Source organism: Bradyrhizobium embrapense, from assembly GCF_001189235.2.
GTDB classification, from domain to species: domain Bacteria; phylum Pseudomonadota; class Alphaproteobacteria; order Rhizobiales; family Xanthobacteraceae; genus Bradyrhizobium; species Bradyrhizobium embrapense.
The window spans coordinates 381,647-395,997 of the sequence record NZ_LFIP02000003.1 but is presented as its reverse complement, the minus strand read 5'-3'; the positions used below and the strand labels follow the sequence as shown (position 1 = coordinate 395,997).

The window sequence follows — 14,351 nt, the reverse complement described above, 5'->3', positions numbered from 1 at the left end:
CCCCAGGACGACGCGCTGGATGTCTTGTGGACAGGCTACGTGAGGAGCTGTGGACAATCTGTCAAAAAGAAAACACCGGGCCTCATTGCCCGGTGCTTGCTCGAGAACGCCGTCTGCGAAATTACTTGAGCGAGCTGGCGACCGTGTTGAACGTCCCGCTCAGGTTCGAGCCGACGCCGTTCACCGCAGCGATGATCGCGATGGCGATACCGGTCGCAATGGCTGCCCTGCCCTTGGTTGTGATCTCTTGGAACAGGGAGTTCCCGGTTCCGGAACCGGTACTACTATGGTGAAATCTAAAGTTGCTTGAACCGGGAACCTATCAATTCTCGCGATATTCGACTGAATGCGGCTTGAAATTTTAACAAAAACCGCGCTACCGGCCTCCAATGACCCCGTCCACACACCGCGCCAGCATCACCCTTCCGGACGAATCGACCGCAAAGCGCGTGGTCGACGCGCTTTCCGAGCTGTATTTCGAGGATCAGGCGGCTTTTGCGGCCTTCGAGCGGCCAGACGGCCGCTGGGACGTCACCGTCCACTTTGCCGAGGCGCCGGACCAGGCCTCGCTGCGCGAGCTCATTGGTCAGGTGGTGTCGCGGCAGGACGTCGCATCGACTTTGGTATTTGATACGGTCGAGGCAAAGGACTGGGTCAAGGCCAGCCTGGAGGATCTGGTCCCGGTCGCGGCCGGCCGGTTCATCGTCCACGGCCAGCATGACCGGTACAGGTTACCGCCAAACAAGCTAGGGATCGAGATCGAGGCGGCGCTCGCCTTCGGGACCGGCCATCACGGCACCACGCGCGGCTGCCTGCTGCTGCTCGACCATGTGCTGAAAGCCTATCAGCCACGCCGGGTGCTCGATCTCGGCACCGGGACCGGCGTGCTGGGGATTGCCGCCGCCAAGGCGCAGCATCGCAAGGTGCTGGCGAGCGATATCGACCCGCCGTCGGTCAAGGTCGCCGAGGAGAACGCCCGGCTGAACGGGGCAGGACATCTGGTGGATGTGATCCGTGCCACCGGCTTTGCGTCGCCGCGGTTTGCCGAGGACGGGCCGTTCGATCTGGTGCTCGCCAACATCCTCGCCAATCCGCTGCGTCAGCTGGCGGGACCGATGGCGCTGCACCTCGCTCCGTCCGCGCAGGTCATCCTCTCGGGCTTGCTGACCCATCAGGCGCCGGCGGTCATTGCCGCCTATCGCGCCCGAGGGCTGGTGCCGCTGCGGCATCTGAAGATCGAGGGCTGGAGCAGCCTGCTGCTGCACTCGGTAAGGTGAGATGAAATGACCGCGACCGGCAGACAGTGCGGCGACTGCACGCTCTGCTGCAAGGTGATGGCGATCGAGGAGCTGGCGAAGCCCGCCGACAAATGGTGCCCGCATTGCAGGCCCGGACGCGGCTGCCAGATCTATCCAGGCCGGCCGGCGGAATGCCGCTCGTTCAGCTGCGTCTGGCTGGTCAACGAACTCTTGGAGGAGCACTGGAAGCCCTCCCGATCGAAGCTCGTCCTGACCACGTCGGACGACGGCCTCGAGGTCAGATGCGATCCGGGCTTCCCCGATGCCTGGCGCAGGCAACCGTTTCGCAACGACCTCAGGGAATGGGCAAAATCCGGCGAGACACTCGACATGACCGTCGTCGTCATCGCCGGCCAGCGCATGACGCTGCTGACGGCGGAGCGCGAATTCGATCTGGGCATCGTCGGCCCTGACGAGCGGATCGTGCGCGAGCTCGAAGGCACCAAAGTCGTCAACGTGACCGTGGCGAAGGCATCGGACCTCGCGCGGTAAGCGGAATCTGCGGGTTGGCTATTTCGGCGCGAGGGAATCGCGGCCGGGCGTCTCGACCTTGTCCTGACCGGCTGCACGCCTGGCCCGTGCCTCGACCAAACGGTCGAGCATCTGCACGATGACGCCACGTTGCTTCTGCTCGATCGGAGGGATCGGGCCGCGGGGGACCGGCGGCGAGATCTTCTCAAACGTGAATGCAGGCATCGTGCTTCTCCTCACCGTTGAGTTGAGACACTCCTGGACACTCCCCGTACGCTTGACCAACGACGGTGGACATCGTCAGGTCATTTCTACTATGCCATGTTTCAAGCACAAGTAATGCCAAAAATGTGGTCATGCCTTGCGTGCGTTGGCAACAAGCTCATGCTGCATCCGAAGAGAGTGCGACGGCGATGTTCGAAGCCCATTTCCAAACGTTCGAAGAGCCCGAAGGCGGCGTGGCGCTGACCGCACGCTTGAGCGCGCTGCGCGAGGAACTGGCGCGGCGCAAGCTGACCGGGTTTGTGGTTCCGCGTGCCGATCAGCAGCAGAATGAGTATGTTGCGGCGTCCGAGGAGCGGCTCGCCTGGCTGACCGGCTTCACCGGATCGGCCGGGCTCGCGGTCGTGCTGAGCAAGGAAGCCGCCCTGTTCGTCGACGGGCGCTACACGCTGCAGGCCGGCAAGCAGGTCGATCGCAAGGCCTGGCAGGTCGAGCCGCTGGTCGAGCCGCCACCGGAGCACTGGCTGACCCGGCACCTGGCGGCCGGCGACCGCCTAGGATTTGACCCCTGGCTGCACACTTCTGCGGCAGCCGAACGGCTGGCCGCGGCCTGCGCCAAGGCCGGCGCCGAGCTGATCGCCGTCGACGGCAACCCGATCGATACGGTCTGGCACGAACGGCCGGCCCCGCCGCTCGGCCCGGTTGCGATCCACGGCACGCAGTTTTCCGGTGAGATCGAGGCCGAGAAGCTGAAGCGCATCCGGCTCGAGATCAGCAAGCTCGGAGTCGATGCGCTGGTGCTCTCCGACAGCCACGCGGTGGCCTGGACCTTCAACATCCGCGGCGCCGACGTCTCGCACACGCCGCTGCCGCTGTCCTACGCGCTGGTGCCGAAGGAAGGCCGGCCGCTGGTGTTCATCGATCACCGCAAGCTGTCCAATGCGACCCGCGACCATCTCGAACAGTCCGCCGATGTCGAGGAGCCGGCCGCGCTGACGCCAAAACTGACCGAGCTCGCCAAACGCGGCGCCTCGATCGCACTCGACAGCGCGACCGCGGCCGACGCGTTGAGCCGCCTGATCTCCGGCGCTGGCGGCAAGCCGGTGCGCGGCAACGATCCGGTCAGCCTGCTGAAGGCGGTCAAGAACCTCACCGAGATCGACGGCACGCGGACGGCGCATCGGCGCGACGCGGTGGCGCTGACGCGCTTCCTCGCCTGGATCGACCGCGAGGCGCCCTCCGGCCACCTCACCGAGATCGACACCGTCGAGGCTTTGGAGACCTTCCGCCGCCAGACCGGCGCGCTGAAGGACGTCTCATTCCCGACCATCGCCGGCACCGGGCCCAACGGCGCCATCGTGCATTATCGCGTGACGCGCAAGAGCAACCGCCGCATCGCGCCCGGCGACCTCCTGCTGATCGATTCCGGCGCGCAATATGAGGACGGCACCACCGACGTCACCCGCACCATCGCGATCGGCAAGCCGACCGACGAGATGCGCGACCGCTTCACCCGCGTGCTGCGCGGCCATATCGCGATCGCCCGCGCGATCTTCCCCGACGGCACCACCGGCGCGCAGCTCGACAGCTTCGCGCGGCAATATCTCTGGCAGGCCGGGATCGATTTCGAACACGGCACCGGCCACGGCGTCGGCAGCTATCTCAGCGTCCATGAGGGCCCGGCGCGGATTTCCAAGCTCGGCACCACGCCGCTGAAGCGCGGCATGATCCTGTCCAACGAGCCGGGCTACTACAAGACCGACGCCTACGGCATAAGGATCGAGAACCTCGAGCTCGTGATCGGCACCGACATTGCCGGCGCCGAGAAGCCGGTCAACGCATTCGAGACCCTGACCCTGGCGCCGATCGACCGCCGCCTGATCGAGGTCGGCATGCTGAGCGACGGCGAATTGAGCTGGCTCAACGACTACCACGCCCGCGTCGCGCGCGTGGTGCGCCCGCATCTCGACGACAACGCCACCAAGCTCTGGCTCGACGAGGCGACGGCGACGCTGACGTAGCGCCGCGCAAGCATCCGCACAATCGGGGTCACCGCCGCACTCGGTGTCGTCCTCCGCGAAAGCGGGGGATCCAGTACGCCGGCGCCCATCGGTTCAAACACGTCTGTCTCTGGAATACTGGGTCCCCCGCTTTCGCGGAGGAGGACAGCGGTGATTGTTGTTGCGTGAGGCGAAACGTCGCCCGAATGCATGGGCGTATGCCGAAACACGCGTATTCCGCGCGAACGGGCACGCTACAGTCATTGCACAATGCTGGATCAGACCTGAATGCACGGCGTGATGGGCAAGCCGCCAGGCGCGGCTACAAATAACATCGCGACATCGAAGGGCATGCTGCTGATGCTGGTCGTGATGACGGGCGTCGCGCCGATCTCGCTCTACATGCTGGTCCCGGCGCTGCCGGTGCTGGCGACCACGTTCGGCCGCGACATTTCCATCGCGCAGATGACCGTGTCGCTCTACATGGTCGGCATCGCGCTGTCGCAGCTGATCATGGGGCCGCTGTCCGACAAATTCGGCCGCCGCCCGGTGCTGCTGTCGGGCCTCGGCCTGATGGTGGTGGCCGGCATCGGCTCCGTGTTCGCCGAGACCCTGCCGCAGCTGATCGCCGCGCGCTTCTTCCAGGCGCTTGGCGGCGCCAGCGGCATGGTGATTAGCCGCGCCATCATCCGCGATCTCTACCCGCGCGAGCGGGTCGGCGCCATGATCAGCCTCGTCGTCGCCGCGCTGATGATCGCGCAAATGGTGAGCCCGCTCACCGGCGGCCTTTTGGAGACCACATTCGGCTGGCGCGCGATCCTCTATTTCATCACCGCGGCGTCGCTGGCCGTGACGATCTTCATCGCGCTGGCGCTACCCGAAACCCGCCGCGACCGCGCCGACAGCTCCAGCTTCCGCGGCGACCTCGGCAAGCTGATGCGCAGCCGCGCCTTCGTCGGCTACCTGCTGTGCCAGGTGCTGGCGTCGCAGATCATCTTCGCCTTCGCCGGCGGCGGTCCCTATATCGTCGTCACCCAGATGGGTCGCAGCAGCGCCGAATACGGCGCGTGGTTCGCGATGACCGGGTTCGGCTACTTCGTCGGCAATCTGTTGTGCGTGCGGTTCGCGCCGCGGCACTCGCTGGAGAAACTGATCTGGTTCGGCCTCGCGCTGCAGGTCGGCGGCAGTCTCTTGAACCTGATCTGGAGTTTCACTGGAGCAAACCAGGCGCCGCTCTGGCTGTTCGGAACCCAGATGATCGTGATGGTCGCCAATGCCTTCGTGATGGCCAACTCCGCCGCAGGTGCCATCAGCATCCGCCCCGAGGCCGCCGGCACCGCGTCCGGCGCCATGGGCTTCCTGCAGCAGGGCATCGGCGCGCTGATCTCGCAATTCGGTGCCTATCTCGGCGGCCACTCGACCACGACGCTGCCGCTGACATCGGCTCTCTTCGCGATCTCGATCGCCTGCGCCTGCACCATGATCTTCGTGGTGCCGCGGCGGAACTTGGTGGTGAGCGAAGAGCTGATCGCGCAGGCCGAAGAGGATGAACAAGGGATGATGTGAGGCGTATGGCGTGAGGAGCGCTGCGCTCCACTCTCCTGTCGTCATCCCCCGCGCATGCGGGGGATCCAGTACGCCGCGACCTATCGGCTCAACAATAACTGCCTCTGGAATCCTGGTCCCCGCTTTCGCGGAGGACGACAGTGGAGAATGCGGCGCGGCCGCGCCTACTCCCCGATCAGCTTCAGCCACTCGTCCTCGGTCAGCACCTGCACGCCGTGCTTCTGCGCCTCAGCGAGCTTCGAGCCGGCGCCCGGCCCGGCGACGACATAGTCGGTCTTCTTCGACACCGAGCCCGCAGCCTTGGCCCCTAACCGCTCGGCGGTTGCCTTGGCCTCGTCGCGGGTCATCTTTTCGAGCGAGCCGGTGAACACCACGGTCTTGCCGGCCACCACCGAATTGCTCTTCGGCTTCTCGGCGTCGACGATCTCGTCGAGCTCCCCGGTCAGCCGCTCGACGATGCCGCGGTTGTGGCTCTCGCCGAAATAGTCAGCGATGCTCTTGATCACGGTGTCGCCGATCTGGTCGAGCGCATCCATCTCCGCGATCGCCTCCTCGTCGCCCTTGGCGACCCTGAGGCAGGCGTCGTGGAACGCGTTCCATGAGCCGTAGCCGCGCGCCAGCGCCAGCGCGGTGGTCTCGCCGACATGGCGCATGCCGAGCGCGTAGATGAAGCGCTCCAGCCCGATCTTGCGGCGGCTGTCGATCGCGGCGAACAGGTTGCGCACCGAGGTCTCGCCATAGCCTTCGATCTCCTCGAGCTTCAGCTTGGCGTTGCGCTTCGGCAGCGTGAAGATGTCGGCCGGCTCCCTGACCCAACCCTGGTCGAAGAAATATTGCAGCTGCTTGACGCCGAGGCCGTCGATGTCGAAGGCACGGCGCGACACGAACAGAATCAGGTGCTCGACCTTCTGGAACGGACAGGCGAACTCGCCGCTGCAGCGCAGCCGCGAGCCCTCCTCGCCGGTCGCGGTCTCCTCGCGCACCACGTCGGTGTGCAGCGGGCACGGGCACTTCTTCGGGAAGTGGAATTCCTTCGCGCTCTTCGGCCGCTTGTCGATCACGACGTCGACGACCTGCGGGATCACGTCGCCGGCGCGCTGGATCACAACGGTGTCGCCGATCCTGATGTCGCGCCCCTCGCGCAGCACCTCGCCTTTGTTGCCGATGCCCTTGATGTAGTCCTCATTGTGCAGCGTGACGTTCTGCACGATCACGCCGCCGACGCCGACCGGCTCGAGCTTGCCAACCGGCGTGAACGAGCCGGTGCGTCCGACCTGGATCTCGATGTCGCGCAACACGGTCATGGCGCGCTCGGCCGGGAATTTGTGCGCGATCGCCCAGCGCGGCGTGCGCGACACGAAGCCGAGCCGCTCCTGCCAGTCGATGCGATCGACCTTGTAGACGACGCCATCGATGTCGTAATCGAGCTCGGCGCGCTGCTCCTCGATCTTGCGGTGGAACGCGATCAATTCCTCGACCGAGTGGCACAGCTTGGTCAGCGGATTGGTCTTGAAGCCGCAGCGCTCGAACCAGTGGATCATGCCGGTCTGCGTATCCTCCGGCATCCCGCTCATCTCGCCCCAGGCATAGGCAAAGAAGCCGAGCGGCCGCGAGGCGGTGATGCCGGGATCCTTCTGCCGCAGCGAGCCGGCCGCCGAATTGCGCGGATTGGCGAAGATGGTGTCCCCGGCGGCTTTCTGCCTCTCGTTGAGCGCGAGGAACGCCTTCTTGGTCATGTAGACCTCGCCGCGCACCTCGCAGATATCGGGCACGTTGCGGCCCTTCAGCTTCTGCGGGACATCCTGCAGCGTACGGATGTTGGCGGTGACGTCCTCGCCTTCAGCGCCGTCGCCGCGCGTCGCTGCGGTAAGGAGTTCGCCGCCCTCGTAGCGCAGCGACATCGAGAGGCCATCGATCTTCGGCTCGGCCGAGAAATCGATCCTGTCATCCGGCAGCTTGAGAAAGCGCGTGATGCGTCCGACGAAGTCGACTACGTCGGCTTCCGCGAATGCATTGTCGAGCGACAGCATCGGGACGGAATGGCGGACCTTCTTGAAGCGCCCTGACGGCGCGGCGCCGACCTTCTGCGACGGCGATTCCGCGGTGACGAATTCGGGGAAGCGCTTCTCGATCGCGTTGTAGCGCTGCCGCAGCGCATCGTATTCGGCATCGGTGACGCTGGGTGCGTCGTCCTGGTAGTAGCGCTTGTCGTGGCCTTCGAGCTCGAGCGCAAGGCGCATCAACTCGACCTTGGCCTGGGCCTTGGTGAGCTTGTCGACGTCGGGGGGTGTTTTCTTTATTGCTGCTTTGGCCATGCGACGGGGGCGCTATAGTTTTCCGTCATTCCAGGGCGGTCCGTCAGGGCCGAACCCGGAATGACAGTGTGGGAAATGAGGCTCATGTCGTACTACGTGTACATTCTAGCAAGTCGACGAGACGGGGCAATCTATGTTGGGATCACCAACGATCTCGTGCGGCGGATCTACGAACATCGAGTGAAGGCCGTCCCAAGCTTCACATCCAAATGCAACATCACGCAGCTCGTATGGTTCGAAATCTACGATGATCCGATCTCAGCCATAACGCGTGAGAAAGAGCTGAAGAAGTGGAAGCGGGCCTGGAAAATCGAGCTGATCGAAGCGACCAACCCGCAGTGGAATGACTTGTACGAGTCGATCTGTATCTGAGGTCGTCATTCCGGGGCATCGCGCAGCGATGAACCCGGAATCTCGAGATTCCGGGTTCGATGCTTCGCATCGCCCCGGAATGACAGTGAACAACTAACTCGCCGCCCTGAGCAGCCGTTCCGCCGCAGCCCTCGCCTCCGCGGTGATCTCGGCGCCGGCCAGCATGCGCGCGATCTCCTCGCGGCGGTGGTCGGCGGCGAGCGCGTTGACGCGGGTGGCGACCCGCTTGCCCTTGTCGAGCGCATCCTTGGAGATCAAAAGATGCTGGCTGGCCCGGGCTGCGACCTGCGGCGCATGCGTCACCGCCATCACCTGGACCTTGCCGGCGAGACGCGCCAGCCGCGAGCCGATCGCGTCCGCCACGGCGCCGCCGACGCCAGTGTCGATTTCGTCGAACACCAAGGTGGGCGCCGAGCCGCGATCGGCCAGCACCACCTTCAGCGCCAGGAGGAAGCGCGACAACTCGCCGCCGGAGGCGACCTTCATCATCGGCCCCGGCTTGGTGCCCGGATTGGTCTGGACCCAAAACTCGACGCGGTCGATGCCCTGCGGTCCCGGCGCGGCGGCATTGGGCTCGACCTGGGTCATGAATTTCGCACGCTCGAGCTTGAGCGGCGCGAGTTCGGCATTGACGGCCTTGTTGAGCTTCTCGGCCGCCTTGGTGCGCGCTGCCGACAGCTTTGCCGCCGCGGCAGCATAGCGCTTGTCGGCCTCAGCGGCGGCCGCTTCCAGCTTCTTCAGCTGATCGGCGCCGGCATCGATCAGCGCGACGTCACCGGCATATTGCGCCGCCAGCGCCGCCAGCAGATCGACCGGCGTCGAATATTTGCGCGAGGCGGCGCGCAGCGCGAACAGCCGCTCCTCGATTCGCTCGAGCTCGGCCGGATCGAAATCGGTCGCCGCCAGCGCCGCGTGGAGATGCTGGTCTGCCTCTTCCAGCGCGTTGATCGCGACATCGATCGCCTTCACGGCCGGCTCGATCAGGCTGGGTGCATTGGCGGCGCGCCGCTCCAGCCGCCGTACCGCAGCCGACAGGGCCGACACCGGCGAATGCGAGCCGCCGATCGCCTCCTGCGCCTCGCGCAGATCGGTCGCGACCTTCTCGCCCTGCATCATGGTGGTGCGGCGGTTGGCGAGCTCGGTCTCCTCGCCCTCCTTCGGCGCCAGCGTCTTCAGCTCCTGCGAGGCATGGCGCAGATAGTCGGCCTCGCGCGCGGCGCGCTCCATGCCTGCGCGATGTTCTTCGAGCGCGGTGCTCGCGGTCCGCCTGATCTCCCACAGCGCCTCCAGCGCCGCGACGTCCTTCTCGTGTCCGGCGAAGGCGTCGAGCAGCTGGCGATGGGTGGAGGCGTCGACCAGAGCACGCTCATCGTGCTGGCCGTGGATCTCGACCAGGACCGCGCCGACCGCCTTCAGGGTCTGCACGCTGATCGCCTGGTCGTTAATGAAGGCGCGGGTGCGGCCGTCGGCGAGTTGCACGCGGCGCAGGATCATCTCACCGGTGTCGTCGAGGCCGTTTTCGGCGAGGATTTTTGCGGCCGGGTGCCCCTTGGGGACATCGAACGTGGCGGTGACCTGGCCCTGCTCGGCGCCATGGCGCACCAGTCCGGCATCGCCGCGGCCGCCGAGCGCCAGCGCAAAGGCATCGAGCAGGATGGATTTGCCGGCACCGGTTTCGCCGGTCAGCACCGCCAGACCACGGGAAAATTCGATATCGAGCCGTTCGATCAGGACGATGTCACGGATCGACAGACGGGCCAGCATGCGAGGACAATTCCTAGCCGAGACCTATCTTCTTGAAGGTCCTGCTGATCCAGGATCCCTGATTCTCGCTCGGCTCGAGACCGCCGGACTTTACTAGATTATACGCGTCCTTGTACCAGCGGCTGTCCGGAAAATTGTGGCCAAGCACCGCGGCGGCGGTCTGCGCCTCGCCGGCGATGCCGATCGCCATATAGGCCTCGGTGAGCCGGTAGAGCGCCTCTTCGACGTGGCGGGTGGTCTGGTACTGCGTGACCACGGTCTTGAAGCGGTTGATCGCGGCGGTGAAGTCGCGCTTCTCGATGTAATAGCGCCCGACCGCCATTTCCTTGCCGGCGAGTTGGTCGCGCGCAGCCTGAATCTTGACCTTGGCCTGGGTGGCGTATTCCGAGGTCGGATATTTGCGCACCACCTCTTCGAGCGCTGCGATGGCCTTCTCGGTGCGGCTCTGGTCGCGCGAGATGTCCGGGATCTGGTCGAAATGCGATGCCGCGATCAGGTATTGGGCGTAAGCGGCGTCCGGGCTGCCGGGATGCAGCGTGACGTAGCGGGTGGCCGACCCGATGCAACTATCGTAGTCGCCCGCCTGGTAATACGAATAGGCCGACATCAGGAGCGACTTGCGCGCCCAGTCCGAATAGGGATGCTGACGGTCGACTTCCTCGAACTTCTTCGAAGCGGCCTTCAGATCCTTCTTCTCGTTCATCATGTACAAGCCCTCATTGTAGAGCTTGTCCGCGGGCTCATCGACGAAGGTATCGTCCTTGGCCATGAACTTGTCCCACAGCGCGCCGGTGCCGCAGCCCGAGAGCGGCAATGCCAGCACGATCAGGCCCGCGGCGAAACGCAGCGTGCGCACGGCCTTGGTCAGGCCGGAGACGTCAGAAGAATTGCGTTGTTCGAGCGCCATACGCATTGCCGACATGGATTGTAAAACCTGACGCCTTTGATGCGGTTAACGGCGACCCCACTCCACCCATGAACCGCAATCATGGATGCAATATCTCTCGATCTCTCGCGCCGTTGGCGCCCGTACCAAGGCAGCCGCGGGCCTCTTTAACCGAAAAATGACCGTCGACCAACCGAATAGGGAGCCAATCCGCCGGGAATAAGGCGACCCAGGGAAGCTTACAGCCTGCTGTGGCTATTACGGAAATCGGGCTGACCGCCTGCGGCGATCAGGACACGTCCGGACCGTAGGCCGGGGCGACGAGGCCCCCCACCGCGCTGGCACCGGCTTCGACATGGCCGCGGACCGGGCGCCGGGCGGTCTCCGATTCGACCACGCGCCAGGCGCCGCGGTCGGCGAGCAGCGCCTTCAGCACTGCGTTGTTGAGCTTGTGGCCGCCACGGACCGAACGGTAGCTGCCGAGCAGCGGCAGGCCGGCCAGCGCGAGATCGCCAATCACGTCGAGCACCTTGTGGCGAGCGCACTCGTCGGCGTAGCGCAGGCCCTCGGCGTTGAGCAGACGGGCCTCGTCGAACACCACCGTGTTGTCGAAGGAGGCGCCGAGCGCGAAGCCAGCGCCCCACAGCCGCGCCACGTCATTCATGCAGCCGAAGGTACGGGCTCGCGCGACTTCGCGGCGGAAGCCTTCCGGCGACAGATCGAAGGCGTAGGTCTGATGACCGATCACCTTGTTGGCGAAATTGATTTCGACTTCGGCCCGGAACCCGCCGGCGAACGGACGCAGCTCGCCCATCGCATCGCCGATCTTGACCTGCACCGGCTTCAGCACCTGGATAAAGCGGCGGACCGCGGGCTGGGTCACTATGCCGGCCTGGTCGATGGCCGCGACGAACGCCGCAGCGCTACCGTCCATGATCGGAACTTCGGCTCCGTCGACCTCGATCGTGGCGTTGTCGACGCCCATGCCGCGCAGCGCGGCGAGAACATGCTCCGCGGTCGAAACCAGCGGCCCTTCACGGTCACCCAGCACCGTCGCAAACTCAGTTGCGATAACGGCGTCGGCGGTGGCGGTAATTTCGCGGTCGGCACCGTCGAGACCGGTGCGGACAAAAATAAAACCCGCATCAACAGGTGCAGGTCCCAGCGTGAGACTAACAGGAAGACCGGAATGAACGCCTACGCCAGTCACGGTGGCTTGCGACCGAAGCGTTGTCTGACGGCTGAACTTCATTCGATAATGCCCACTACCCGACTTCACTCAATTCAAGTGGCCAAACTTCCCCAAGGCCGACTCGCTTGAGCTCCCCAAGTCCCGGCAGACCATAGTGATTGCCCTAAACCGCGCCAACTCACGCTTGTTTACCGATTGTTACCCCACCTCTGCCGCATTCGCGCCCAAGGTTAACCAAATTGCAGCAGCGAAAACGGCCTCGGCGAGCGATCATCTGATCACCGAAAGAATAATTAATCATTTAAAATCAGTTGCTTGTTTGCGAAGCGCAGCCCCTGCCCGCGAAAAGAAAGAGGCCCCGGCGGTTCCCCGCCGGGGCCTTGTTCGTCGTCAAAGTTGTAACAAACTTCAGTTTGCCTGCCGGCGCAGGAAGGCCGGGATATCAAGATGGTCGTCACCCTGTGGCGCCGGGGCAACAGGCGCCTGGCGGCCATGGGCGTCCAGTCCCTGCGGCGCCGGGCGCTTCGCATACTCCGATACCGGCGATTCGTTCGCAGATATCTGCTGGGCAACGCTGCGGGCCGGCTTGCGCTCGGGCAGCGGCGGCATCGTCGGCATCGCCGGACCCGAGGCACGGGCCGCGATCGGCGGCTCGGTCTCTTCGTCGCGGCGCCCGAGGCCGACATTGGCCAGCCGCTGCAGCAGCGACAGCCGGGTCTTCTGCGGGTGCTCTGCCTCGCCGTCGCCGCTGGCCTGGCGGATCTCCGCCTGTGCTGGCATCGGTAGATCCTCGAACTTCGGCATCCGCGGGGCACGGACCGGCGACCGCTCCGCCGCCTGCGGGATGAAGGTCTCGGGCGGCATCGGCTCGTGCTGCTCGGCACGGGCCGCCTCGTGGTCCGGGAACAACGTCGGCTTCTGGGCGATCGGCCGCACGGTGACGTCACCGTAGGAGGCCGGCTGCATCGGCGCCTGCGCCGGTGCGCTGTCCGGGGCGACCGCGGCAGCGATTGCCGCGAGCGCTGCGCGCTCGACGGCCGGACGCTGCTGGGGTGCGGCGGAAGCGGCAATCGGAGCAACCGTCACGCCCGTCGGCGGCTCGACCTTCTGGGCACGCTCGGCCATGCGCTGGTTGTCGGCACGCAGGCGGGCGGTCAGATCGGCCAGCCGGCTCTCGGGCGAGCCGCCCGACTGCTGCGCCGGCGCCTGGGCGCGGGAAGCGATCGCGGCCTGCTCGATACCGGTTGCGACCACCGAGACGCGAATGATGCCGTCGAGCGATTCGTCGAAGGTGGCGCCGACGATGATGTTGGCGTCGGCATCGACTTCTTCGCGGATGCGGGTTGCCGCTTCGTCGACCTCGAACAGCGTGAGGTCCTTGCCGCCCGTGATCGAGATCAACAGGCCGCGGGCACCCTTCATCGAGCTGTCGTCGATCAGCGGGTTGGCGATCGCAGCTTCGGCGGCGGTCAGCGCACGCTTCTCGCCGGTGGCCTCGCCGGTGCCCATCATCGCCTTGCCCATTTCCCGCATCACGGCGCGGACGTCGGCGAAGTCGAGGTTGATCAGGCCTTCCTTGACCATCAGGTCGGTGATGCAGGCGACGCCCGAGTACAGCACCTGGTCGGCCATCGCGAACGCGTCGGCGAAGGTGGTCTTCTCGTTGGCGACCCGGAACAGGTTCTGGTTCGGGATGATCAGCAGCGTGTCGACCACCTTGTGGAGCTCGGAGATGCCGTGCTCGGCGGTACGCATGCGGCGCTGACCCTCGAAGTGGAACGGCTTCGTCACCACGCCGACGGTGAGGATCCCCATCTCGCGAGCGGCCTTGGCGATCACGGGCGCAGCACCCGTGCCGGTGCCGCCGCCCATGCCGGCGGTAACGAACACCATGTTGGCGCCGGTCAGGTGATCGCGCAGCTCGTCCATGACCTCCTGCGCGGCCGCAGCGCCGACATCGGGCTGCGATCCGGCGCCGAGCCCCTGGGTGACCTGGGTGCCCATCTGGATGATGCGCTGCGCCTTCGACATGGTCAGCGCCTGCGCGTCGGTGTTGGCGACGACGAAATCGACGCCCTGCAACCCGGCGGTGATCATGTTGTTGACGGCATTACCACCCGCGCCGCCGACGCCGAAGACGGTGATCCGCGGTTTCAGCTCGCTGATGTCAGGGGGTGTCAGATTGAGTGCCATGGTTGCCTCTCTCGATTATGCGCGCGTTGGTTCGTCCCGGCCGCTGGCCGCAGGAGCTGGTGAAAATGCAAT

11 protein-coding genes are annotated in these 14,351 nt (G+C 65.4%); 5 read left to right on the top strand and 6 right to left on the bottom strand.

The window, feature by feature from the left end:
- The first annotated feature begins 389 nt into the window (after positions 1-389).
- On the top strand, positions 390-1,277 hold the full coding sequence (locus AKN83_RS15885) for a 50S ribosomal protein L11 methyltransferase (protein ID WP_050401933.1): 888 nt from the start codon (positions 390-392) through the stop codon (positions 1,275-1,277).
- Between the two features lie 6 nt (positions 1,278-1,283).
- On the top strand, positions 1,284-1,790 hold the full coding sequence (locus AKN83_RS15880; protein WP_050401934.1) for a hypothetical protein: 507 nt from the start codon (positions 1,284-1,286) through the stop codon (positions 1,788-1,790).
- Positions 1,791-1,808: 18 nt separating this feature from the next.
- Here AKN83_RS15880 and AKN83_RS15875 read toward each other — a convergent pair whose 3' ends face one another.
- Positions 1,809-1,994 (bottom strand): hypothetical protein, encoded by a 186-nt coding sequence (locus AKN83_RS15875; protein ID WP_050401935.1) that lies wholly within the window; start codon positions 1,992-1,994, stop codon positions 1,809-1,811.
- Between the two features lie 188 nt (positions 1,995-2,182).
- On the opposite strand from AKN83_RS15875, the gene AKN83_RS15870 reads away from it, so the two are divergent.
- A complete protein-coding gene (locus tag AKN83_RS15870; RefSeq protein ID WP_050401936.1) occupies positions 2,183-4,012 on the top strand; it encodes an aminopeptidase P family protein in 1,830 nt (609 codons plus the stop codon).
- A gap of 267 nt (positions 4,013-4,279) precedes the next feature.
- On the top strand, positions 4,280-5,557 hold the full coding sequence (locus AKN83_RS15865; RefSeq protein WP_050401937.1) for a multidrug effflux MFS transporter: 1,278 nt from the start codon (positions 4,280-4,282) through the stop codon (positions 5,555-5,557).
- Between the two features lie 164 nt (positions 5,558-5,721).
- Here AKN83_RS15865 and ligA read toward each other — a convergent pair whose 3' ends face one another.
- A complete protein-coding gene (gene ligA, locus AKN83_RS15860; protein ID WP_050401938.1) occupies positions 5,722-7,872 on the bottom strand; it encodes an NAD-dependent DNA ligase LigA in 2,151 nt (716 codons plus the stop codon).
- Between the two features lie 84 nt (positions 7,873-7,956).
- Between ligA and AKN83_RS15855 the strand changes: the two genes are divergently transcribed.
- Positions 7,957-8,244, top strand: a complete 288-nt coding sequence (locus tag AKN83_RS15855) for a GIY-YIG nuclease family protein (RefSeq protein WP_050401954.1) — start codon at positions 7,957-7,959, stop codon at positions 8,242-8,244.
- Between the two features lie 93 nt (positions 8,245-8,337).
- On the opposite strand, the gene recN is transcribed toward AKN83_RS15855, so the two are convergent.
- From recN to ftsZ, 4 genes are all read right to left on the bottom strand, one after another.
- Positions 8,338-10,008, bottom strand: coding sequence for a DNA repair protein RecN (recN, locus tag AKN83_RS15850; protein ID WP_050401939.1), 1,671 nt, complete (start codon positions 10,006-10,008; stop codon positions 8,338-8,340).
- Between the two features lie 13 nt (positions 10,009-10,021).
- The gene (locus AKN83_RS15845; protein ID WP_050401940.1) at positions 10,022-10,930 is read right to left on the bottom strand and encodes an outer membrane protein assembly factor BamD; all 909 of its coding nucleotides are present in this window, start codon (positions 10,928-10,930) and stop codon (positions 10,022-10,024) included.
- 253 nt (positions 10,931-11,183) lie between these two features.
- Entirely contained in the window at positions 11,184-12,146 is a 963-nt protein-coding gene (gene lpxC / locus AKN83_RS15840; protein ID WP_050401941.1) for a UDP-3-O-acyl-N-acetylglucosamine deacetylase, read from the bottom strand.
- A 348-nt stretch (positions 12,147-12,494) separates the two neighbouring features.
- A complete protein-coding gene (gene ftsZ / locus AKN83_RS15835; RefSeq protein ID WP_063695364.1) occupies positions 12,495-14,279 on the bottom strand; it encodes a cell division protein FtsZ in 1,785 nt (594 codons plus the stop codon).
- Positions 14,280-14,351: the final 72 nt, after the last annotated feature.